Raw genomic sequence first — 23,396 nt, 5'->3', positions numbered from 1 at the left:
GTTTTTCTCATATAATCGCTTTAATTCCTTCTAACACTAATCCAATCATAAATCCGCAAACCGCCCCGTTCACTCGGATCCACTGTAAATCTTTACCGACATTATTTTCAATCATTTCGATTAACGTTTTATCATCTAACTTATCAAGATTTTCTTGTACAAGCTTACCGATTTTCGAATGGTTCTTTTCCACAAGTGTGACAACTTGCTTTTGTAACCACTCCTCTATTTTTTGAACAGTTTGTTCATCTTCTTTTATTTTATTCATTTGTTTTTGTAAAAATGGAATAACATATTTATCAGCAAATTCTTCATTATTTACAAAAGCAACTGCTCTTTGCTGTACTTGCTCTAGCATCTCTTTTATTTTGTCAGTAGCATTCCAATTCGCAATCCACTTTTCTTTCCAATTTTCTAATTCCTGTAATAAGGCTTCATTTTCTTTTACTTTGATAATTTCTTGACGAATCTTCGCTAATATAAGTTGTCTTGTGCTATTATCAGCCTCTTGTAAGCTGTTAATATTACTAATGATAAACTTCTGCAAAATGCCGCCAATTTTATCTTCATCTACAATATTCATAAATGATTTCAAAGTAAACTGCAAGAATCCATCTACTTTTATATTTTCCATCGCCTTCATACCTAAGCTACCGAGCTGGTAACGAGCTTCATCTTGCGCTGTCCAATCTTTTACCTTCACTAATATGTAATCAAGTGTCTTTTCATCATATTCTTGCACAACTAATTGATCAACAAGCACTTGTAAAATGTTATTTGTATTAATTGTATGTAAATACGTCTTTAATTCTTTTTCAATAATAACCGCTAATTTTTCTGTATCGATTGAAACAATCGCCTTCTCAGCAATCGTTACAATGCCTTTTTTCACAGCATCAGACTGCATTTCTCTCTCTGCAATTTGTAGCACCATTTGTGCTAGCTGCATTTCTTTTACTTTATTCGTAATACTTTCTTTCGTTAGCCACTCATTTTCTAACGTATTGATGAGCCCTTTCGTTACTCGTTTACGGTTTTTAGGTAACAAAGCTGTATGCGGAATTGGAATTCCCATCGGGTGACGGAATAATGCTGTAACTGCGAACCAATCTGCAAGCCCGCCAACTAACCCAGCTTCAAATCCCCCTTGTATAATCTCTCCAGCTATCGTTCCTTGAAAAGGGATAGAAGCCGCAAAGCCTACACCCATAACCCCAAGCGAAATACCCGCTATATATTTAGTCTGTAATGACATCGTATACACATCCTCTTATTATGTAAAATAAAGCTTTTTTGTTGTATTTATTCAATATTAGTTATCCTTTATATATACTATAAAGAACTATTGTGAAAATAACAAAGATTTTTATGTACATGAAAAAATGAGGCTACAATTAGCCTCATTTTTCTTATACCGTTAACTCCAAACCTTTCCTATAATATTCATTCATTACATCTTTTGGAACCATACTTCCACCCGTTCCCCACACAATATGAGTACCTTTTTTCACCTTCTCTGTTAACTGTTGCTTTTGTAAATACTCATCTTCTTTACATACTTTCACTGGCCCAATCATACCTGCTAGTGCAGAAGGCTCTAAATAAATATTCTCCGTGTCAGCTAGTTCTTTTAACAATCTATATAACTCTTCATCGCTTACTGTGTAATTCCCACTCAAAAATGGTTCCATCGTTTTACCGACAAATCCAGACGGTCTTCCTACCGCTAGTCCGTCCGCGTCTGTTACATTATCAATTCCGATATCTTGAACGGAAATTTTGTCATGAAGGCCGGTCATTAAGCCGAGTAACATACAAGGAGAATGTGTTGGCTCTGCAAAGAAACAATGAACATTGTCTTTATACAATAACTTTAAACCAAATGCGACGCCGCCAGGTCCGCCTCCTACTCCGCACGGAAGGTAAACGAATAAAGGATGCTCTTCATTTACTACAATCTCTAACTCTTCTAATTGCTTTTGTAATCGCGATGCTGCTACTGCGTATCCTAAAAATAAATCATGGGAATTTTCATCATCTACAAAATAACAGCTAGGATCGGCATCTGCTTGCTGACGCCCCTCTTCTACTGCTTTACTATAATCAGCTTCATACTCAATAACGTTTACACCTTTACTTCTTAATAAATCTTTTTTCCATTGTTTCGCATCTGCTGACATATGAACCGTTACGTTAAAACCTAGTTTCGCACTCATAATCCCAATGCTTAGCCCTAAATTTCCTGTTGAACCGACCGCAATTGAATATTTGGCAAAAAACTCTCTACATGTATCACTATCTAAAATGGAATAATCATCTTCTTCTGTTAACATACCGTGCTGCAAAGCTAGTTGTTCAGCATGTTTCAACACTTCATAAATGCCGCCCCTAGCTTTAATTGATCCTGATATCGGAAGATGACTATCACATTTTAATAATAATTCTCCTAAAATAGGTTGCTTGTAATTAATCTCTAAAGCTTCTTTCATAGAAGATATTTTCACTAAAGGTGATTCGATTATGCCATTCGTCCCTTTCGTTTCAGGAAAAACTTTCGCAATATATGGTGCAAAACGCTTTAATCTCTCTTCCGCATCTTTTACATTCTCTTCATTAAGTGGTGAATCTTTTATTGCCCTCTCATACTTTTCTATGTTTGGATTTATCCAAAATACTTCTTCTGTTGCAATAAGTTTATTCACTAATGGGTATTCTGCTTGTAATGCCCCTATTACTTTCATTTTGTTTCCTCCTTATATCCTTGTAGCTCACCATATAATAAATTATAATTAAATTAATTTTAATATAGTTTAACACAAATCGTTAACTTTAGTTAATTTAAATTTAATTTATTTAAATATAATTTAATAACCCTTAAGGAGATTTTCATTATGGAAAATATAGATATTGGTAAAAAAATTGAAAAACAAAGAAAAGAAAAAGGTTTAACTAGTAAAGAACTAGCAAAGATGGCCGATATTACACCATCTATGTTAAGTCAAATTGAGCGTGGGTCCGCTAACCCTTCTATTCAAACATTAAAAGTGCTTGCTAAAGCTCTTGATGTGCCAACATTTAGCTTTTTACTTGAAGATACAAATACAGACGATTTAATTGTACGTTCCCATAAACGAAAGAAAATGATTATCGATAATTTATCATATGAAATGCTTTCACCTGATTTCACTGGAAATTTAGCAACAGCAATTATGACCGTCCCGCCTAATACAGCTTCATCAGAAAATGTGCTAGAACATAAAGGAGAAGAATTAGCATTTGTCTTAGATGGGAAAATCACATTATATTTAAACGAGGAAGAATACGTATTAGAAACTGGCGACAGTGTAAAGATACCTGCTTATTTAAAGCATAAATGGTTGAATCATTTTGAGAAAAATGCGATAGTCTTATTTTCTGTTACTCCGCCGATTTTTTAATATATATAATAAAAAAATAGCCATGCACGGGGAATATCCGTTAATGGCTATTTTTTATTTTTTCGGCACCAACAAAATCCCTAAACTAATAATACAAAAGCTCATTATTTGCTGTGCTGATAGACCAAACTGTACCGAATTTTGTTCACTAACAAGCGAAATAATAATTTGAGCAAACCCCTCAACAATTAGAAAAATACTTATATTCTTTCCATTTCCGAGCCTTTCATTTTTCATCCATAACAAGCCCATTATACAAAGGTTGAGGATAATCTCATATACGAAAATAGGATGATACAAAAATTTAGATTCGTATATATTCATTCCCCATGGTAGTGTCGTTTGTACACCTACTTCATGATGTAATAGAAAATAAAAGATACTGCACACACACAATCCAAAAGGGAGTACATCAAGTAAAATACGAAGCGAAAATTGTTCCTTTTTACTTTTCCAAACAATGTATACACTAGCAATTACGCATCCTACTACAATATGTTGCATACTTCCTATAGCTAATAATGCTTGCAATGGCGATTTAAAAGCCCATACAGGATTTAAAATTGCTGGTGCAAACTTCCATACAAATACGGTGATAATAAACGCATTTGTTACGGCATCCATCATTTTTTCATATGATGCATTTTGATGCCTCATCTTTCGTTTCATCAACATAAATCCAAATAGACTTCCAATTATAAGAGATACGGGTTGTAATCTCACGATCCACTCCATCATCACGAAATCCCCTTTTAGCTCTCAATCAATTTCTTAAATTTCTTTTCTAATTGATCTGGTGGTAATACACCTCGTACATGATCTACTATAATTCCATCCTTATTAACAAAAAATGTCGTCGGTAAAGAGAATACTTTATAATCTAGTCCAGCTACTCCGTCCATATCTAGTAGAACCGGAAACTCAAATCCATAGCGATTAGCAAATGCGCTTGCTTCTTGTACTGGGTCACTAACAGTTGCATTCACCGCAAAAATTTCAACATCCTTTTTATATTTATCATACATATGAACTAAGTCAGGTGCCTCCATTTCACACGGCCCACACCATGATGCCCAAAAATTAATAATATATGGTTTTCCCTTGGCATCATTTAACGACTGCAACTTTCCGTCTAATCCTTTTAATGTGATGCCAGGTGCTTTAAAACCTACTTGTGGTAATACTTCTTTCTCTTGTAACTCTGCTTGCTTTGCTTTTCTTTCCTTTTCTTCTTTCTTTGAATTATAAAAGTTAACCCCCGCCCAAGCGAGAGCACCTACTAGTATAATAGCAATTAGTTTCTTCACTTTTCTTCCTCCTCATTTTTAAAAACCTGTAAATCCACCGAATAGACGAATAAAGAATGCTGTAATTTTCGTCATTTGATTTGTATACAATAAAATACCTGTAATATATGATAAATAAGATATATATAGCGATAAAAAGTATAATGATATAAATGACAACACTCTATCCACACTACATAGAGTAGTGTTTACCCTAAAAAAAAGAGGCTATATGCACTCTCCGACAATAAGTACAATCGACACACAGAATAACCCTACTGTTACATATACCGAGTTCGTATGTAACGGAATAGTAAGCTTAGCAACCTTTTCATTTAACACTTGCTCGATTCGTAAATTTATTGCTGTTTTTGCAAATGAAGCTGTAACACATCGATTTTCCATTGTCTTTATTTTAATTAATTTTAATAACGCGCTACCTAACTCAAATGAAGATTCCATTTTTTGCATCGCATATTTATCTGCTGCTAACTCTTGATACGTATGATATCGTTGTAACAATTCTTTTAATATCGGGATGTACATCATTCCTTCTGCTAATAACGTAAAACAAAATAATTTTAGCGGATCCCAATTATTTTGATGATATTCTTCATGGAAAATAATCGCATCAATCTCTTCATCTGAAAACATCTGAAGCAAACCTTCCGACATGACAACTTTCGGACGGAATAATCCAATTGTAAACGCTGCAACTTCCGCAGTCGGCAGTATATATATTTGTTTCCCTTTTCTAATAAATGGGATAAGTACTTTTTGTACTTTTTTACTATAGAAAAATTGCCGCCAAATTCTTTTACACACAATCAATACAGTAATTAATAATAACCCCGCTATTATAATACGAACCATTGATAGTTCTTTCATATGTTTTTCTAACTGAAACAAGCAAAACTTTGAAAGGAAGAATGCCTTATTTTGAAAGAGAAATGGATATGTAACATAATACAATAACAAGCTGAAAAAGAGGGTACTAACAATGAGCGCTAACAATACGATTTTACGCATTTGCCATTTCATTTCATCGATCCTCTTTTTTTAACTGATTCAATTTGTCTTCTAATTTTTTTATTAAATTCGGATCAGCCTGCTCTAACTCATCTATCATATGTGTTATAACTAAATCTCCAAATTCCCCCACTAATTCCTGTGTCATTTTCTTCGTTTGATTGGATAAGAATTCTTCTTTCGTTTGTATAGCACGATATATGCCACTTCTTTTCACAGTCTGTTTTTCTAAGTGTAATTTCTCTACTAACCTGTTCATAACTGTCATAACAGTATTAAAATTCACAGGCGATTCTTCACTTAATTTCTGCTGGACTTCTTTAATAGTAATACCTTCAGTAGACCAAATAATCTCCATAATCTTCGCTTCAAGCGGTCCAAAGAAATGATTTAATCCTTGCTCATTTAACCTATAGTTTTGCGTAAACATCGTATGACTCCTTTCACACTACGAATTGTAGTACAAATTAAATGAGAGGTCAAACGCAAGTAATACAAACTAAAATTCATTACCTATAAATACGTACCACATTCTATTCATTATAAGCCTAACTTATCTCCAAATGTATCAAAGAGATACTGCTCTAATATTTGTACACTAAACTTCTCATTACGCCCAAGGGCAAATAATTCCCGATCCTTCGCTACGATAGTATCTAACGGAATAACTACATTATCCACTATTTTTATAATTTCAATTATATTACTTTTTACATTTACTTCTGTTTTAAATTCAACGTTTTCTAACACTATATGTGAACGTCTTCCTGATGCAAAAAAAGTAAAATTAGGATTTTTAACAACGCCAATTTCAGTCTCTAACGCATATAAATAGTGAAAAATTACATCTCTATGTCCATCTTTTATTATTTTTTCATCCTTCTCATCGTCTAAGTATTCTTTCAGCTTCGTTGTAAATTCAAATCGAAAATCCACTTTTTTCACGCTCCTTCTTTGTATTTCATATTAAATAAATATATTGAAATAATTTTACCATATTGTAATACAACTTCCTATTAAAAGTAAAAACTGTTTTAGAAAATCGCTATTATTTCCGATACCCTTTTAAAATATAAGTATAAATTCAATATGAATGAATGCTTCATTACATCTATTTAAACATATTTTTTCCATTTTTTGAAACATTAGTATGAAATATTATATATCAATGAATGGTTTCTAATGTATTGGTATATATAGTCAGTAGTTTCTTTACTATTCCGATATACTTAAGCTACATTTTCTAATTATTGATTACATTACGGAAGGAATGTAACTCTCTTCTATCGAATTTTTATATAACAAAAATGATTAGGTGGTGCTTTACTATGAAATTAGCTGTCATTGGTGGCGGTGATTTACAAGATTCAAATCACTTGCCTATTAATGAACGCCTTATAGAATTAACAAATAAACAGTATCCAAAAGTATTGTTTATTCCAACGGCTAGTCATGATGATGAAAGCTATATAAAATTATTTTTAGACACGTTTGAAAAACAATTACATTGTGAAGTACAAATTTTACGCATTACAACAGATTCACCTTCTAAGTATGAAATAGAGGAGATGATTCATTCAGCCCATTTAATTTATCTAGGTGGCGGAAACTATATTCACATGCTTACGCAATGGAAAGAACATAGACTTGATGAAAAATTATTATTGGCTCTGCAACAAGGAACACTTATTGCTGGTTATAGCGCTGGTGCTATGTGTTGGTTCACGTCTAGTATCCGATCAGATTATGAAGGTTCTGGTTACATAGAGAGTAACGGATGGGGTATTGTTAATAAAAGATTTTGTCCACATTATAATCAATTAAACAGAATGAACGCCTTCCATTCCTTTTTACAAAATCATCAAGGGAATATAGAAGGAATTGCACTGGAGGATAATTGCGCTTTATATATTACAGAGGAATCCTTTGAGATTATCGGTGAACCGGAAAAAGCGTGGGAGTTTTATATGAGTGATAAAACACTCATTAGACAACATTTTGATATAACTTTAAAAAGCTATTTGTAAACCTGCACTTACGAAAAAATGTCCCTAAGTCTAATAACTTAGGGACATTTTTCTATTTAACTAACTAATCGTGTAATTCGTTTCTTTTGCCATGAAAGCTTATAATATGCATACTGCAATAGTAAGCTGACAATAAATGCTGCTGGATACCCGATCCAAATGCCTTCTATTCCAAGACTTGTATGGTAAGAAAGATAATATGCTACGGGTACTTCTACAAGCCAAATTGAAACAACTCCAATAACAGTTGGCCAAAGTACTGTACCGCTCGCTCGCATTGTCGCACTAATAATTTGTGCATGACCGAAAATTAAATAACTCCATAACGTAATCATAACTAAGCTATGAGCAATTTCAATTGTAGTTTGACTCGTTAAAAATAGTGATAAAATGTCTCTTGAGAATAAATAAATAAGAGATATTAACACACCACCGATGACGTAGTTCATAATAATTCCGGCCTTCACAACTTTCTGCAATCGATCAAATTGATTCGCCCCAATTGATTGTGCTGCAAAAATAGAAACTGTAATACCAAGGCTAACTGCTGGCATTTGTACATAACTTGCAACTTGATTCACAACGCCGTAAGCAGCTGTTGCATCCGAACCGTAACGATTTACAAATGCGATTACGGCAATCTCAGATAATGAAACTAATATCATATTTATACTTGCCGGTATACCGAGCCTTAGCAATAGCTTTAATAACTCCCCATCCATTCGAAGGTATTTTCTAACCGTTCCATCTAGTTGTAATGGGTGATTTTTCTTCTTTAAATACACAAGCATGACAATAAACGTAATAACTGTAGATATAACAGATGCATAGGCTGCTCCATACACATCTAATTTCGGAGCTCCTAACCATCCAAAAATAAGAACCGGTAATAAAATCATATTTAGTGCTGTACTTACAATTAAAAAGTAAAATGGCGTCTTAGAATCTCCTGTACCTCTCATAAATGTTGTATATGCGAAATATAAAAATAATACTGGCATCGATATAAATAAAATCCGTGCATAATGTACACTTATTTCAATAATATTTTCTGGTGTTCCCATTAGACGCATAATATCCATCGCAAAAATACTTCCTATTATCGCCAACACAACTCCAATAATAAAGGTAAATGTCAGCGTCGTACCAACGATAGCTTTTAAACGATCTTCGTTTTTAGCACCAAACGCCTGACCAATTAAAATAGAGCTTCCTGAACCGATACCAATTACAAATGAAACGAGCAAGAAAAATAATGGGAAGAATGCTGATATAGCCGCTAAATCATTAACTCCAAGCCATCTTCCTACTACTACCATACCAAATAATTGTCCAACTGATTGTAGTACATTACTTAATAATAACGGTACTAAAAACATCGACATCGATTTCCAAATCGGTTTACTCTCACTTTCCAACTTATGTGACTCCGCACCTTCTTTATTGTTATCTGCAGGTGGTTTCAAATTTCATTTCTCCTTTTATTAAACATCTATTTTCAATCTCTATCTCTTTGTATAGTTGTTATAATACTGTGCTTCTATTCATTTTCTTTTCGTATGATTATAACTTCACCCAATATTGACTTCCATCGGCTGTTCGATCTAAAAATCCATATTCGATTAAATATCTTCTTAATGTTACAAAATCAGGGTATACATTTTCTATCACTGTATTTACTTCTTTTTCAGTATACTTTTTATTACTATCAAACTTCTTCACTAAATGGCGCAATATAATTAATTTACGCTTTTGTTTCTTCGGAAATTTAGAGAGAGGTCCATCTAACCCTTCTGTAAAATGAGCTTTTAATACTTCATCATTTTCTTCTTCCGTAATATTGTATCGATCATCTACCATCGTTGCTGTTCTATGAATTGGCACAAATTTCGTTTGTACTTTTGATTTTTCTTCTGATAATTCCATTAGCGCTAAAAATACTTTTGCTTGTTTCATTTTCTCTCGCAGTGTAAATCGATGATTACGAATTGTTGATGTACTTCCGCCATCCATCTCTTTTACAATTTCTTTATCATTCAGTCCCATATAGAAAAACTGAACCATTTTCTTTTGTAAATCCGTTAATCCAGTAAATTTCTTATCCATATTTAGCAAATAATCAAACATAGACGTATGCTCATTTTGAATATGCAATTGGACGAACTTCTCTGCTTCATACAAAACTTGATTATCTTGATAAATAACACCTTTAATAAATGTTTCACCACAAGCTAAGCAAATGTACCCCTCTTTTTCTTCATCAAACACATACCCTTTCTTTAATTCCTCTATTGACGCATCCCAAAACTTCTCTGAAATATCGTTCATACTAAACACTCCTTCAAAATGTTTATTTAAAAACCAAACAAATCGCTATATCGTTTATTATTACTTCATCATCTTATCACAACACAAACAAACATTTCAACGTTTCGTTTGCCCATTTTATAAACTTTTATAAAAACATCTATCGAAAGGATTTAATACAACGAAAAGCGAATATGTTTATACAAATTCATTTTATAGGATGTAAAATAGAACATGAATATTCTTCAAGACCCTTGGTTTACCGTTAAGTAAATTGCACAGAACGCATATGCGATTAGTGAATATGGAACTGGTATTCACTCATTACAAAACTTCAGTATTCAATTTTAACTACAAAAAAGATGTTTTCGTATAAGAAAACATCCTTTACTTTTTATATATTCTATTTACAGTCTCTACTAAAACCTTACTTGCTTGTACAAATGTATGCTTTCGATTTCTATCTTCAACAAATTTATTAGCACAACTACTCATAATCATCATACAACTAATTATGACTAACGCTATCTTTCTATTCTTGTAAGTCACTTTATGCCACTCCACTATTACAAAACTTCTTTTGAATTTATCCCATCAAGAAATTTTACATGAATAATAAAACGTGTGAATATGCAATTCTGCATATTCACACGTTTTATCACAATGTTATGATTTAATTTAGTTAAAGAACAAGTATACCGAGGTGACTAACTTGAAATTTAAAGCGAAAAAAAATCCATTCCACGTCATTTTCATTACATTATTTATAATTATTTTTTTCGTTTCGTTATTCTTTCAAAATGAAAATTCTATTTTTTTCACTCTCATGATGCTGCTAAATATCGTGAATCTTTCTTCATTCTATTTCTCTCACTACAACGTAACGGAATCATCTCTTGTTGTAAAACACGGTTTCATACTTCGTACTGAAATCCCATTTAAAGACATTCGCCATATTAAGCACTCTGGCAAAAAACTTCGTTCAAAAAAATGGACTAGGCAACAATTAGAAATACATTACAATTTATTTGACTCAGTGACCTCTTTCGTACCACAAGAAGAAGAAAAATTCATTTCACTCTTAAAAGAGAACTGCCCACAGATGAAAGTAATGAATACGCCTGCTAACAAATAATATATTTTGAAGCTTGCTTTATTGCAAGTAGATGAAACTTAAAAATGAACATCAAAAAGCCAAGATTCTATACTCAGAACCCTGGCTTTTTCTATTACTCTTTTGGAGCAATCATTTTCTTTGGATCTACAATTTCATCAAATTGCTCTTCTGTTAGTAGCCCAGATTGCAATGCTGCTTCTTTTAAAGTTAATCCTTCTTTATGAGCATGCTTCGCAATTTTCGCTGCATTTTCATATCCGATATGTGGGTTTAGCGCTGTTACAAGCATTAGTGAGCGATTCACATTTTCATTAATTACTTCTTCATCTGCTTCAATACCAACTGCACAATTGTCATTAAACGAAACAATTGCATCCGCTAATAAGTGAGCTGATTGTAAGAAGTTATAAGCAATAACAGGTTTAAATACATTTAACTCAAAGTTACCTTGGCTCGCAGCAAATCCGATTGTTGCATCATTCCCCATTACTTGCGCTACAACCATCGTTAACGCTTCACTTTGCGTTGGATTTACTTTACCTGGCATAATAGAGCTTCCCGGTTCATTTGCTGGAATAATAATTTCTCCAAGACCACTACGTGGACCACTTGCAAGCCAACGTACATCGTTAGCGATCTTCATTAAATCCGCAGCTAATGCTTTTAATGCACCGTGAGTATATACAGCTTCATCATGGCTCGTTAATGCATGGAACTTATTTGGTGCAGAAACAAATTGTTTACCTGTAAATTGACTAATTTCCTCTGATACCATCTCACCAAATTTAGGATGAGCATTAATACCTGTTCCAACCGCAGTTCCACCAATTGCTAACTCTTTCATATATGTATTGCTCTCTGCAATCATACGCTCTGTTTTTTCAAGCATACGGTGCCATCCGCTAATTTCTTGCCCTAAAGTTAACGGCGTTGCATCTTGTAAATGTGTACGACCAATTTTTATAATATGTTCAAATGCAGTTACTTTTTCTGCTAAAGTTTCTTTTAATTTCGTAATTGCTGGTAATACGTGATTTTCTACTGCGATTACACAAGCTACATGAAGCGCCGTTGGAAATGTATCATTTGAACTTTGTGACATGTTCACATCATCATTCGGATGAATATGTACGTCAGATCCCTTCTCTTTCAAAATTTGATTCCCACGATTTGCAATTACTTCATTCACATTCATGTTTGACTGTGTACCACTACCTGTTTGCCATACGACAAGCGGAAAATGTTCATTCCATTTCCCTGCAATCACTTCATCCGCAGCTTCTACAATTGCTTCTGCTTTTTCTTCTGATAGCTTTCCTAATTTTTGATTGCTAAGCGCTGCACTCTTCTTTAAAATTGCAAATGCTTTTACAATTTCAAGCGGCATTTGCTCTGTTCCAATTGGAAAGTTTTCTTTACTACGTTGTGTTTGTGCTGCCCATAATTTATCAGCTGGAACTTTTATTTCTCCTAATGTATCTCTTTCAATTCTGTACTCCATGTTTTCATCCCCTTGAAAATATAATACCTACATCTCTTATAATAACAGACTTTCTCTTAAATGATAAGAATTCTCACTCTTATATATAGATATTCTATATTTATTTAAAAAAATTCCTCTTGACCTAAACTTAAGTTTAGGCTGTATCCTTTCCATTGTAACCTACTATAACATTACTGGAGGAATTCAATATGAAAAAATATGCTTTTATAACAGGTGCGAATAAAGGAATTGGATATGAACTTGTTCGTCAATTAGCAGAAAAAGATTATCACGTATTTTTAGGTGCTCGTAATGAACAACTTGGACAACAAGCCGTAGAATCTTTAAATGTTTCAAACGTTTCCTATATTCAAGTAGATATTTCAAATTCACAATCCATTCAAGAAGCAACAAAGAAAATTTACGAAACGACTGATCACTTACATTTATTAATTAATAATGCAGGCATAGCGCTAGACTTCAATATGCTACCTAGTGAATTAAATATTGAAACTTTACGCCAAGGATTTGAAGTTAATTTTTTTGGAACTTTCCAAATGATGCAAGCCTTTTTACCATTATTAAAGAATTCAAGCAACAGTAAAATAATAAATGTAACAACTGACATGGCCTCACTAACAATGTTTGCTAATGGTGAAACACATCCAATTAATACACTAGGATATAATTCTTCAAAAACAGCTATTAATGCTTTAACATTAGCTTTTAGTAAAGAATTTGCCACTAACGGTCCAGAAGTATTTGGGGTAACTCCTGGTTTTACAACTACGGATCTTAATGGAAATTCCCCCGGTGGCCATACAACCACTGAAAGTGCTAAAATTATTATTAAATATGCATTAAGTGAAACAAACTATAATGGTAAAATACTTAACAAAGATGGCATTATACCTTGGTAATAAAAGGATGAATGATATGTATTATACAATTGGGCAAGTCGCCAAAATGCAACACTTAACTATTTCTCAAATACGTTATTACGATAAACAAGGACTGTTTCCTTTTCTGCAAAGAAACGAAAAAGGAGATCGAGTTTTTGATGAAGAAGCACTGAAATATTTAGAGATGATTTTGTGTTTAAAAAACACTGGTATGCCAATTCAAAAAATAAAACAATTTATCGACTGGTCTATGGAAGGAGAATCTACCATCCTTCAAAGGTTAGAATTAATGAAACAACAGGAGACCAATGTCTTACAGCTCATTCAAGACACTGAAAAAAACTTAAAAAAGATACAACAAAAAATTGCTAAATATGAGAATGAAATAACTTCAGCAAATGCTATTAAAAAATAAAAAAATCACCTTCTACATATTGTAGAAGGTGATTTTTATTTTATGATGCTTGCTTTCCTTTATCTGCATCATCTACATACCAGATGAATTTGCCTGTATATCCGTAAATAACTGCTAAAATTAACGATACGAAGCTTAACCACATAAACGGAACGTATGAGAACGTTGCTACACCTAAAATACCAGCCATAAAAATACCATTATCAGACCATGGAACCATACCTGAAGTTAACGTTCCACCTACTTCTGAGTTACGCGCTAATACACGACGGTCTATTTTTAATTTATCATAGCTATCTTCCATAATTTTTGGTGTTAAAATTAGTGATACATACATCGCACAACCAAATATATTAGCTAAGAATGCCACGATTAATGTAGACAATGTTACATTACCTGCAGAATTTAATTTCTTCTCAAATTTTGATACGATTACTTTTAAAACACCTAGTTTTTCAAGTAATCCACCAAATCCTAAACCGAAAATAATAACGGCTACTGAGCCAAGCATGCCGTTAATTCCACCACGGTTTAATAACTTGTCAACAAACTCAACACCAGATTGAATTGAGAATCCGTTATAAGCTGTTCCAATCGCCTCTCCAAAGTTCATCCCTTGGAAAAGGGTTGCCCAAATTGCACCAATTAAAGCTCCCATTGCAATTGTTGGCATAGACGGTTTCTTCATCGCTAATAGAACGATAACAATGACCGCCGGAACAAGCATCCATATTTTAATATCAAATTGCTTTAATAAAGCTTCTTTTAAAAATTCTACTCGATTCAAATCTACATTATCGCCGCCATACATCCAACCAGCTACAGTAAACATAATACTAGTAATAATATAAGCTGGAACATCTAATACGAGCATAGCTCGAACGTGAGCAATAACATCTACTTTCGCCATAGAAGCTGCAAGAACTGTGCTATCAGAAAGTGGTGATAATTTGTCGCCGAAATAAGCTCCTGAAAGAACTGCACCAGCAACAAGCGGAAGTGGTAAACCAAGTCCTTCACCAATCGCCATCATAGCAATACCTGCTGTTCCCACTGTTCCCCAAGACGTTCCTGTTGCGATAGAAGTTATAGAACAAATAATTAATGTTGCTAATAGGAATATGCTAGGGTGAATAAATTCTAATCCATAATAGATTAATGTTGGTACTACCCCACCAGCAATCCATGTTCCAATTAAAGCACCTACTGCAACTAAAATCAGTATCGCTTCTAATCCGTTAGAAATCCCTTTCGTAATTGCATCTTGCAATTCTTGATAACGAAATCCTAATCTTAATCCAAGCGCAATTACTAAAAACCATGAAATAAATAGCGCTAATTGAATTGGGAGATCAAAAATCGTTTGGAAGGAAAAGACAACAGCAAGAAATAGTAATAAAAGAACTATGATTTCTAGCATCGATGGTAATCTTACACTTTTCATTTTTTTCTCTCCTTACAAGTCGATAACATGACGTATGTCGTCTTACATGTATGTAATATACAATTAGCGAAGACAAAACAAAATTTTCATATTATTTCGATTTATTTTTTCAGTATAATATATTCACAACCCTTTCTATTGTAAAAGTAGATTACGTTTTTCGCAATGAAAAATATAAAAAATGTTGTATTTTTATTTATCCCAATATTTTCGGCCAATAAGACCCCCATCTCAAAATTCAGTAAGTGCAAAGCACTTAGGTAAGAAATTAACTACTGTAAAATTCCGAATTGATATGAACGTATTAAAGCTTCACTTTATTTACAAAGAAAAATCCCATACTAACTTTTTTAATATTTGCTGCAATAAAACTTTTTACAACTATCTTAGCTTTTTAATTCACACCATTATTTTCTACATAAAAAATAGGGCACACATCATAAAAATGATGTATGCCCTATCTTTATTTATACATATTTTGTATTTCTTCTTTATTTTTAAGTATTTCCTCAAACTTATCACTACAACCCTTCGGAAATAACACTCCCAGTCCATATGAATGCGCAAATTGAAAATGAGGGTACTTCGCTTTTACCTCATCCCAAAACTTATATACGCCGAAATCACTACTTCTAACTTCAATATCATGAAATAATACAATACCGTTTTTCGCGACTTTCGGTAGCCATGTATTATAATCGTGAGAAACAGCTTCATACGTATGATAGCCATCAATATGCAAAAGATTTATCGTTTCATCTTGAAACAGGTCTACAGCATCATCAAAAGTAGATCGAATTAAATTTCCTATATTAAGGTAGTTATCGCTCACTACTTTTTCTACTATTTGAAAAACCCCTTCTCCATATGGACCTGTATGCCCATCTCCAGCCCAAGTATCTACTGCAAAGCATTTAGTCGATAACCCTCCATCTTTTACTCCCTGACAAAAACTAAAAAAGGAAGCTCCTAAATGTGTACCTAACTCAACTAAAGTTTCTGGTTTTTCAAATCGTACTAAGTCATATGCAAAATCTAAATGTCCACTCCACGCAGATTGTGACCGAATAATAGGACTAAATGTTTCAAATTCAAATGATGGTTTATGAGTAACCCAGTTCATCGCATAACTCCTTCTGCACATATTTTTAACAAACCAAATTACTCTTATCTTTATTTTTTTATCGCCTTGATTATGATTCTATTTCATGAAAATATGAAGAATTTATTCTTTTCTATTGAGGTAAAGCATCATATACATATGGGTCAGTTGGCTTATTAATTTTCTCGATTTTGTTTACTTTTACAAGTGGAAAGACTGTTCCTTTATATGTCGTTTCATCTAATAATCCTGTTATTTTTACCCATGTTTCTTCTGGAATTTTTTCAATATTTTTCCCGGTAACAATCATCCCCCAGACTGATGCATCCGCAATACAACAAGTTATGCCATATCGAGCCACTACTGCTTTATTACCCGTCACATCTTTATCCTTATATATAAACCCTAAGAATGTAATTTCTTTCCCTTTAAACCAATTAACATTTTGACCAATTACATTCATTGTTTGAACATAATCCTTATCCTTTACTTGTAGTTTACGCTGTCCTAACATACTTTTTACTACTTGCTCTTCCGTTTTATAAGTCGTTGCTAAATTTGATGTTTCTTCTGAATCAACTAATACTTCTCGCTCATCAAACTTAACCTGTTTCCCCTCTTTTTCGTTTCTTTCCAGACTTCTCGCCTGTACACTTTGATTCATACCCCTTTTTCCTGCTAAACTTCCATCAATTGTTACACTTCCAAAGAGAAAAGCACTAACTATCGGAACAACAAATAAAACATATACAAAGAAACTTTTTATCCCTGATTTTGATGTTGTATGATGTTTACAACAATTATAATCATGCTGTTTTTCTCTTCCATCTCCCCAAACTTGTACAATACCAAAAATTAAAATTACTACAAAAGCTATATACGTAAATTTGATCATTTTTGGAGCGATAAAATTATAAATATTCCCTGTTACAAGTAGTTTAAATAAGAGCATTGCTAAACCAATTAAAATAATGCCACGAATATAGCGATGATATGCCTTCTGCTCCTCTTTCTCCATTCTTTCTCACCTCCTATAACATTATGATTTGCACGATGGTATACACAGATACAATGACAATTCCCATCAAAAAGAATACAAATCTCTTTTGAAAATACGCAAATAGCATTAACGTATTTTTCATATCAAGCATAGGCCCAAACACAAGAAATGCGAGAAGTGCCTTTATTGAGAAAACATGTCCAAAAGACGCAGCTATAAAAGCATCGGCTGCAGAGCAAATTGATAAAACATAACCAAACCCCATCATAATAATGGGAGCAATTACTTCGTTATGTGCTACTGCATCCAGTACATTCCGATCAAAAAACGTTTGAAATACACTTGCTAAAAAAGCACCAATCAATAAATACTTACCAGTATCAAAAAACTCATCTACAGTGTGATTCATAACATCTTTCCAACTCTTTTTTTTGCTTGTTTGAACTGAAACCTCTACGTCTTTTAAAACATTTCTTTCGCGATAGCAATAATACACAATTAGACCTATGAATAGAGCAACTAGAATTGTTATCCCAAAGCGTGCATATACAACGTAATCATTTTTTGGAAACGCATATACAGTAGATAAAAGAACAACTGGATTCATAATGGGTGCACTCAATAAAATAACAATGCCTACATGAAGTGGTAGCCCCTTTTGAATGAGCCTTCTTACAATTGGTATAATGACACATTCACACATTGGAAAAAGAACTCCCACAAATACTGCTGGAATCATTGCAACAATTGGAGATTTCGGCATTACTTTTTGAATCATATCTTCCGTCACAAACACTTGAATACATGAAGAAACAATTACCCCTAATAAAATAAAAGGTATTGCTTCAAAAATGATACTTAAAAATACCGTATTCACATTCAGCCATTCCTGCGGTATATTTGTGTGCAAATTTACTAGACTTGTAAAATCTACAAAAAATAATAAAAAGAGAAACATAGCGATAAGAGCTATGCCTACTAATTCTTTTGAAACTCTATTAAAGACCAAGCTTCTCGCCTCCATTTTATTTACATGTAAACATGTGCTTGTCCAAATGCTTCATACTACAGCACAAATTTTATAGTCTATTTCTATTCTTAAATCGTAATCATTATGATTTATTATTGATTTTTCTTTTCCTATCGTTTAATATAAAACGTAATCATTACGATTTAAAGGAGAGATCATTTCATGAAAAAAGTACCTATCACTGTATTAAGTGGTTTTTTAGGATCTGGAAAAACTACCTTACTACATCACATTTTGACTAATAAGAATAACTTAAAAGTAGCTGTTATCGTTAATGATATGAGCGAAGTAAACATTGATGCATCTCTTATAAAAAAGGGTGGTTTTTCACGTACGGAGGAAAAACTAGTAGAGATTCAAAATGGCTGTATTTGTTGTACACTACGAGAAGATTTAATGATAGAAGTGAATCGTCTTGTGGAAAATGGTGATATTGACTATATTATTATTGAATCTTCTGGTATAAGTGAGCCTATTCCAGTTGCTCAAACGTTTACTTATACAGACGAAGTCCTTAACATTGATTTAACGAAAAATTGTCGCCTCGATACGATGGTTACAGTTGTAGATGCAAATAGATTTTGGGATGATTTTGCAGATGGAGAAAGTTTATTAGACCGAAAACAAGCAATCGATGAGAATGATACCCGAGAAGTTATTGATTTATTAATAGATCAAATTGAATTTGCAAACGTAATTATTCTTAATAAGATAGATTTGCTAGAAAAAGAAGATGTGATAGAGCTTCATCATTTACTAAAAAAATTAAATCCTAATGCAAAAGTTCTTGAATCTTCGTTTAGCAAAGTACAATTACAAGAAATTTTAAACACAAATCTATTTAATTATGAAGAAGCCAGTCAATCGGCCGGCTGGATACAAGAATTAAATAGTGACCATCATACACCGGAAACGGAAGAATACGGTATCAATTCCTTTGTTTACCGCCGCAAATATCCTTTCCATCCCGAGCGCCTTATGAATTGGCTAGAAAGATGGCCTTTAGATGTTGTAAGAGCGAAAGGATTCTTCTGGCTGGCATCTCGTAATAATATGATAGGGCTTCTATCTCAAGCAGGTTCCTCTATTACAATTCAAGGAGCCGGTGAGTGGATAGCGGCATTACCTGAAACTGAAAGAAATCAAATGATTACAGAAGAACCAGAAGTATTGAAAAACTGGGATAAACAATATGGAGATCGAATAACCGAACTCGTATTTATCGGAATTGATATGAACCGTTCTTTAATTGAACAATCATTAGATAGTTGTCTATTAACAGAGAAAGAAATGAAACAAGATTGGGATATATTTGTTGATCCTATTCCAGCTTTTACTTATACTTCATAATAATTTAAAAAAGGCTTCAGTAGAATGAAGCCTTTTTTACTTTATAGCACTCTTATTTAATAGGTTTGCTTTAATTATGAATACAATTGTATCTAAAACAATTAATATAGCATATACGATACCAACTACAGCACCTATTTTTTCTAAGCCAAGCGGTAATATTATAGTAGTAACTCCAACTATATAAGAAAATGCTCCTGAAAGCTTCGCTAATTTATTTTTGTCTCCAACAAACGTTTCTTCTTGATATCCTGCTAACAAAAACAACCTCTTTTTCACATGTATTTGATACCCTAAAAAAATGATAAGTAACCCTACAAATAAACAAACTAAAAATCCAGCTAACATATACTCCCCCTCCTCTACAATATTTTACTATACATAAAAAACAAAATTAGAAATTTCAGTTTATTAACACGTCATTCTGTGATATATTGCATATTGTATTCAATTTGTATTTTTAGAAAGGAGAATGTTAGATCATATGGATTCAAATCGATTAAAAGGAATTATAATGGTCATAATCGGTGCTTGTTTATGGGGCTTGTCTGGTACAGCTGCACAACAACTTTTTCAATATGACAATGTTTCAACCGAATGGTTAGTTACGATCCGTTTACTTATATCTGGAATTATTTTGCTCATTATTTCCTCATTCGGAACGAGAAAAAAAGAGATATTTAGCATTTGGAAACAAAAATCTGATGCTATTAAAATGATTTTGTTTGGTCTATTCGGTATGCTTGCTGTACAGTATACGTATTTCGCTTCAATTAAAGAAGGAAATGCTGCCGTGGCAACATTATTACAATATTTAGCTCCTATATTCATCACTGTATACTTACTTTTCAAATGGAACGTTCGTCCATCAAAAATTGATTTCATTTCAATTACCCTTTCATTAGTAGGCACTTTTCTCTTACTAACAAACGGGTCTGTTCATAACTTGGCTGTTTCTACACCAGCTATTATTTGGGGGATTTTATCTGGATTATCTCTCGCTTTTTATAGTTTATATTCAAAGGAATTGTTAGAAAAATGGTCTTCCTCCGTTATCGTTGGATGGGGCATGATTATTGGGGGTATTGGTGTAACGATTGTACACTTTATTTCTACAAACGAATTCATTTTATTATCAACTATGAAATATGTAAAACTAAGTACCCTACCGCTCATCACATTTGTCGTCATTTTCGGGACACTTATTGCCTTTTATTTATACTTAGACAGCATACGATACCTGACTCCGAAAGAAACAACATTATTTGGTTGCACAGAACCACTCGCAGCTATTATTTCTTCTGTACTTATATTGCAAGTGCCATTTCAATCTTTTCAGTTATTAGGCGCTTTTTGTGTCATTGTAATGGTGCTCATCTTAAGCCAAAAGCCGGATGAAGGGAAACAAAAATTAAAGCTTGTTCATGCAAAAAAGGAAAATATACAATGAAAGGATTGAATTCACTATGCCTGTCCCTCAAAATTATAAAAAACCAGGAAGAGTTTCAGCAAAATCACTCGTTTTAAATCAACTACAAAATTGGATTATTGAGGGTGTACTGAAGCCCAATGAAAAAATTAATGATGGGGAATTGGCTGAGGCACTAGGAGTAAGCAGAACACCTGTAAGAGAAGCACTTCAAATATTAGAGCTTTCTGGATTAGTGGAAATGGTACCAGGGCAAAAAACGAAAATTGCTCCTATTAAGTTAGACGACGTATCTATCATTTATGAAACGATGGCTGGTCTTCACTCTATTATAGGAAAGCAAGCTCTTCAAAACATTACAAACGCTGATATTCAACTACTTTCTGAAATAAATGAGCATTTTCAGCAATCTATAGAGAAAAAAAACGCAAAACAAGCTTTAGAATTAGATATACAATTCCACAATACAATTTCTTCTATTGCTAAAAACCAATATATTGAACCCTTTCTAGAAAATATGCAACTTCACGTTTTACGTCTTGAATATTTGTTTTTCCAAAACTTTGTTCCAGCAAGTCAATCTATTGAAGAACATCACTCTATCATTCAAGCATTACAGAAGCAGGACGAAAAACAAATGGAACAAATAATGACCCAAAACTGGCTCCGTCCCATGAAAGAAATACAAAAAATAATTTCTACGAAATAAAAAGAGAGCTGGTTACACAAAATCGTAACCAGCTCTCCTTTTACTAATCTATATAGCTACGCCTGAATATTCGCATAATCTTCCATATCTTCGTACTCTTTTTCCAATTCCTCTAAAGACAGCTCGTATAATTGTCGGTCGCGAATCTTAAACACACCTGCTCCAATTAACTCATCAATTAAATGCCTCTTACGATTTTCAACAGCAAAACGGAGTTGACTACTCATCTTTTAAAAAACTCCTTTCTACGATCATTGAAAATGATAATCTCTATCAATTACCACTTTTGATTATAAAAGATGACTCTTTATAAGTAAAGTAATTTCATGAAATATTTACCTTGCAAAGTACTTGTGGCCACATTATATATATGTATGCCGTGCGAAAAATGTTATGACACTTTTTCTTATCCTTTTTCTTTCATACTTTGCAAGTTGTCTCATCATGATTAAATTCACCATCTATTTCTACTTGAATGGTGACATGTTCTACATGAAATTTCTCCTTTAATACATACGTAGCCTCTTTTAATACACTTTGCGTTTCATTCCCTTTAATAATAAGATGACATGTTAATACTTGAAAATCTAATGTGACAGACCATATGTGCAAATCATGAACTTCTTTGACAATTGGAATATTTAATAACGTACTTTTTACCTCTTCAACATTTATGTGCTGTGGTGCACCTTCCATTAATATATGAACCGTATCACGTGTTACACGCCATCCACTAATAATGACTAAAATAGACACAAGAATACTAGCAATCGCATCTGCAGCAGTCCATCCGAAAAATTTAATAAGTAACGCAGCAATAATCGCTCCGACGGAACCCAATAGATCGCCTAGTACGTGCAGGAAAGCACTTCTTAAATTCAAATTACCTTTCACATCTCCGCCTCTCATTAATATCCAAGCTGATAAAATATTAATAAGCAGACCAAGGACTGCAATAATGAGCATCCCATTACTAGCAATCTCAACTGGTTCTTTAAAACGACGGATTGCTTCAATAAAAATGTATACCGAAATGACAATAAGAACGACACCGTTACATAATGCTGCTAACATTTCGACTCGCTTATACCCGTATGTTTTCGCAGTTGTTGCTGTTTTTTCTCCGAGTTTAAACGCAAGTAAACTTAAAGCTAAAGATACTGCATCACTTAGCATATGCCCCGCGTCAGATAGTAGTGCTAAGCTATTTGTTACAAACCCACCAACAACTTCTGCAATCATAAAACTTGTTGTTAGTAGGAAGGCAATTAGTAACGCCTTTTTATTTTTTGAATGACCATGATCATGCGAATGTCCCATACTTATACT

Annotated in this window: 26 protein-coding genes; 8 read left to right on the top strand and 18 right to left on the bottom strand. The window is 33.2% G+C overall.

All coding sequences use genetic code 11. The annotated features are described in order from the left end of the window. Positions 1-7 precede the first annotated feature (7 nt). Together D1166_RS15335 and D1166_RS15330 are read right to left on the bottom strand one after the other, a co-directional pair. Complete coding sequence (locus tag D1166_RS15335; RefSeq protein ID WP_097861585.1) at positions 8-1,255, bottom strand: DUF445 domain-containing protein; 1,248 nt, start codon at positions 1,253-1,255, stop codon at positions 8-10. 154 nt (positions 1,256-1,409) lie between these two features. Beyond that, the gene (locus D1166_RS15330; RefSeq protein ID WP_118043345.1) at positions 1,410-2,741 is read right to left on the bottom strand and encodes a D-serine ammonia-lyase; all 1,332 of its coding nucleotides are present in this window, start codon (positions 2,739-2,741) and stop codon (positions 1,410-1,412) included. 150 nt (positions 2,742-2,891) lie between these two features. On the opposite strand from D1166_RS15330, the gene D1166_RS15325 reads away from it, so the two are divergent. Next, positions 2,892-3,437 carry a helix-turn-helix domain-containing protein gene (locus tag D1166_RS15325; protein ID WP_097861583.1) on the top strand — a complete coding sequence of 182 codons (546 nt, stop codon included), beginning with the start codon at positions 2,892-2,894 and terminating at the stop codon, positions 3,435-3,437. A 54-nt stretch (positions 3,438-3,491) separates the two neighbouring features. On the opposite strand, the gene D1166_RS15320 is transcribed toward D1166_RS15325, so the two are convergent. From D1166_RS15320 to D1166_RS15300, 5 genes are all read right to left on the bottom strand, one after another. After that, the gene (locus D1166_RS15320) at positions 3,492-4,172 is read right to left on the bottom strand and encodes a prolipoprotein diacylglyceryl transferase family protein (RefSeq protein ID WP_118043347.1); all 681 of its coding nucleotides are present in this window, start codon (positions 4,170-4,172) and stop codon (positions 3,492-3,494) included. A 17-nt stretch (positions 4,173-4,189) separates the two neighbouring features. Then, the gene (locus tag D1166_RS15315; protein ID WP_000733174.1) at positions 4,190-4,744 is read right to left on the bottom strand and encodes a TlpA family protein disulfide reductase; all 555 of its coding nucleotides are present in this window, start codon (positions 4,742-4,744) and stop codon (positions 4,190-4,192) included. Between the two features lie 207 nt (positions 4,745-4,951). Next, the gene (locus tag D1166_RS15310) at positions 4,952-5,764 is read right to left on the bottom strand and encodes a M56 family metallopeptidase (RefSeq protein WP_070757105.1); all 813 of its coding nucleotides are present in this window, start codon (positions 5,762-5,764) and stop codon (positions 4,952-4,954) included. Position 5,765: 1 nt separating this feature from the next. Beyond that, positions 5,766-6,182 carry a BlaI/MecI/CopY family transcriptional regulator gene (locus D1166_RS15305; protein WP_000495075.1) on the bottom strand — a complete coding sequence of 139 codons (417 nt, stop codon included), beginning with the start codon at positions 6,180-6,182 and terminating at the stop codon, positions 5,766-5,768. Between the two features lie 110 nt (positions 6,183-6,292). After that, the gene (locus D1166_RS15300) at positions 6,293-6,688 is read right to left on the bottom strand and encodes a DUF3942 family protein (protein ID WP_016098054.1); all 396 of its coding nucleotides are present in this window, start codon (positions 6,686-6,688) and stop codon (positions 6,293-6,295) included. 392 nt (positions 6,689-7,080) lie between these two features. Between D1166_RS15300 and D1166_RS15295 the strand changes: the two genes are divergently transcribed. Beyond that, positions 7,081-7,779, top strand: a complete 699-nt coding sequence (locus D1166_RS15295; RefSeq protein ID WP_097861581.1) for a peptidase E — start codon at positions 7,081-7,083, stop codon at positions 7,777-7,779. 56 nt (positions 7,780-7,835) lie between these two features. Here D1166_RS15295 and D1166_RS15290 read toward each other — a convergent pair whose 3' ends face one another. The 3 genes from D1166_RS15290 to D1166_RS31615 all read right to left on the bottom strand — a co-directional run bounded on the left by D1166_RS15290 (position 7,836) and on the right by D1166_RS31615 (position 10,635). After that, positions 7,836-9,245 carry an MATE family efflux transporter gene (locus tag D1166_RS15290; RefSeq protein WP_000804128.1) on the bottom strand — a complete coding sequence of 470 codons (1,410 nt, stop codon included), beginning with the start codon at positions 9,243-9,245 and terminating at the stop codon, positions 7,836-7,838. 97 nt (positions 9,246-9,342) lie between these two features. Then, entirely contained in the window at positions 9,343-10,107 is a 765-nt protein-coding gene (locus tag D1166_RS15285) for a DUF2087 domain-containing protein (RefSeq protein WP_097861580.1), read from the bottom strand. 366 nt (positions 10,108-10,473) lie between these two features. Then, entirely contained in the window at positions 10,474-10,635 is a 162-nt protein-coding gene (locus tag D1166_RS31615) for a hypothetical protein (RefSeq protein ID WP_000221432.1), read from the bottom strand. A gap of 163 nt (positions 10,636-10,798) precedes the next feature. On the opposite strand from D1166_RS31615, the gene D1166_RS15280 reads away from it, so the two are divergent. Then, the gene (locus tag D1166_RS15280) at positions 10,799-11,221 is read left to right on the top strand and encodes a PH domain-containing protein (RefSeq protein ID WP_097861579.1); all 423 of its coding nucleotides are present in this window, start codon (positions 10,799-10,801) and stop codon (positions 11,219-11,221) included. A gap of 94 nt (positions 11,222-11,315) precedes the next feature. Here D1166_RS15280 and fumC read toward each other — a convergent pair whose 3' ends face one another. Further along, entirely contained in the window at positions 11,316-12,704 is a 1,389-nt protein-coding gene (fumC, locus tag D1166_RS15275; protein WP_097861578.1) for a class II fumarate hydratase, read from the bottom strand. 191 nt (positions 12,705-12,895) lie between these two features. Between fumC and D1166_RS15270 the strand changes: the two genes are divergently transcribed. Then, the gene (locus D1166_RS15270) at positions 12,896-13,606 is read left to right on the top strand and encodes an SDR family NAD(P)-dependent oxidoreductase (RefSeq protein WP_000759549.1); all 711 of its coding nucleotides are present in this window, start codon (positions 12,896-12,898) and stop codon (positions 13,604-13,606) included. A gap of 16 nt (positions 13,607-13,622) precedes the next feature. Then, positions 13,623-14,003 (top strand): MerR family transcriptional regulator, encoded by a 381-nt coding sequence (locus tag D1166_RS15265; RefSeq protein ID WP_000291861.1) that lies wholly within the window; start codon positions 13,623-13,625, stop codon positions 14,001-14,003. Positions 14,004-14,043: 40 nt separating this feature from the next. On the opposite strand, the gene nhaC is transcribed toward D1166_RS15265, so the two are convergent. The 4 genes from nhaC to D1166_RS15245 all read right to left on the bottom strand — a co-directional run bounded on the left by nhaC (position 14,044) and on the right by D1166_RS15245 (position 18,573). After that, positions 14,044-15,447, bottom strand: a complete 1,404-nt coding sequence (gene nhaC, locus D1166_RS15260) for a Na+/H+ antiporter NhaC (RefSeq protein WP_000843992.1) — start codon at positions 15,445-15,447, stop codon at positions 14,044-14,046. Between the two features lie 463 nt (positions 15,448-15,910). Then, positions 15,911-16,570: a class I SAM-dependent methyltransferase gene (locus D1166_RS15255; RefSeq protein ID WP_097861577.1), complete on the bottom strand. Its 660-nt coding sequence runs from the start codon at positions 16,568-16,570 to the stop codon at positions 15,911-15,913. 112 nt (positions 16,571-16,682) lie between these two features. Beyond that, positions 16,683-17,567, bottom strand: coding sequence for a TIGR03943 family putative permease subunit (locus D1166_RS15250; RefSeq protein WP_000409938.1), 885 nt, complete (start codon positions 17,565-17,567; stop codon positions 16,683-16,685). Positions 17,568-17,580: 13 nt separating this feature from the next. After that, on the bottom strand, positions 17,581-18,573 hold the full coding sequence (locus D1166_RS15245; protein ID WP_170955299.1) for a permease: 993 nt from the start codon (positions 18,571-18,573) through the stop codon (positions 17,581-17,583). 168 nt (positions 18,574-18,741) lie between these two features. Here D1166_RS15245 and D1166_RS15235 point away from each other — a divergent pair, with 168 nt between their 5' ends. Further along, positions 18,742-19,929: a GTP-binding protein gene (locus D1166_RS15235; protein WP_097861575.1), complete on the top strand. Its 1,188-nt coding sequence runs from the start codon at positions 18,742-18,744 to the stop codon at positions 19,927-19,929. A gap of 36 nt (positions 19,930-19,965) precedes the next feature. Here D1166_RS15235 and D1166_RS15230 read toward each other — a convergent pair whose 3' ends face one another. Next, a complete protein-coding gene (locus tag D1166_RS15230; RefSeq protein ID WP_087875160.1) occupies positions 19,966-20,277 on the bottom strand; it encodes a DUF3784 domain-containing protein in 312 nt (103 codons plus the stop codon). Between the two features lie 136 nt (positions 20,278-20,413). Here D1166_RS15230 and D1166_RS15225 point away from each other — a divergent pair, with 136 nt between their 5' ends. Then, the gene (locus D1166_RS15225) at positions 20,414-21,379 is read left to right on the top strand and encodes a DMT family transporter (protein WP_000378087.1); all 966 of its coding nucleotides are present in this window, start codon (positions 20,414-20,416) and stop codon (positions 21,377-21,379) included. Positions 21,380-21,395: 16 nt separating this feature from the next. Continuing rightward, a complete protein-coding gene (locus tag D1166_RS15220) occupies positions 21,396-22,067 on the top strand; it encodes a GntR family transcriptional regulator (RefSeq protein WP_001987091.1) in 672 nt (223 codons plus the stop codon). Between the two features lie 56 nt (positions 22,068-22,123). Here D1166_RS15220 and fbpA read toward each other — a convergent pair whose 3' ends face one another. After that, the gene (gene fbpA, locus D1166_RS15215; protein WP_000098302.1) at positions 22,124-22,294 is read right to left on the bottom strand and encodes a Fur-regulated basic protein FbpA; all 171 of its coding nucleotides are present in this window, start codon (positions 22,292-22,294) and stop codon (positions 22,124-22,126) included. Positions 22,295-22,487: 193 nt separating this feature from the next. Continuing rightward, positions 22,488-23,387, bottom strand: coding sequence for a cation diffusion facilitator family transporter (locus D1166_RS15210; RefSeq protein ID WP_097861574.1), 900 nt, complete (start codon positions 23,385-23,387; stop codon positions 22,488-22,490). Positions 23,388-23,396: the final 9 nt, after the last annotated feature.

This window comes from Bacillus sp. ISO11, from assembly GCF_003458115.1.
Classification (GTDB): domain Bacteria; phylum Bacillota; class Bacilli; order Bacillales; family Bacillaceae_G; genus Bacillus_A; species Bacillus_A cereus.
This window is presented reverse-complemented; position numbering and strand designations above follow the sequence as displayed.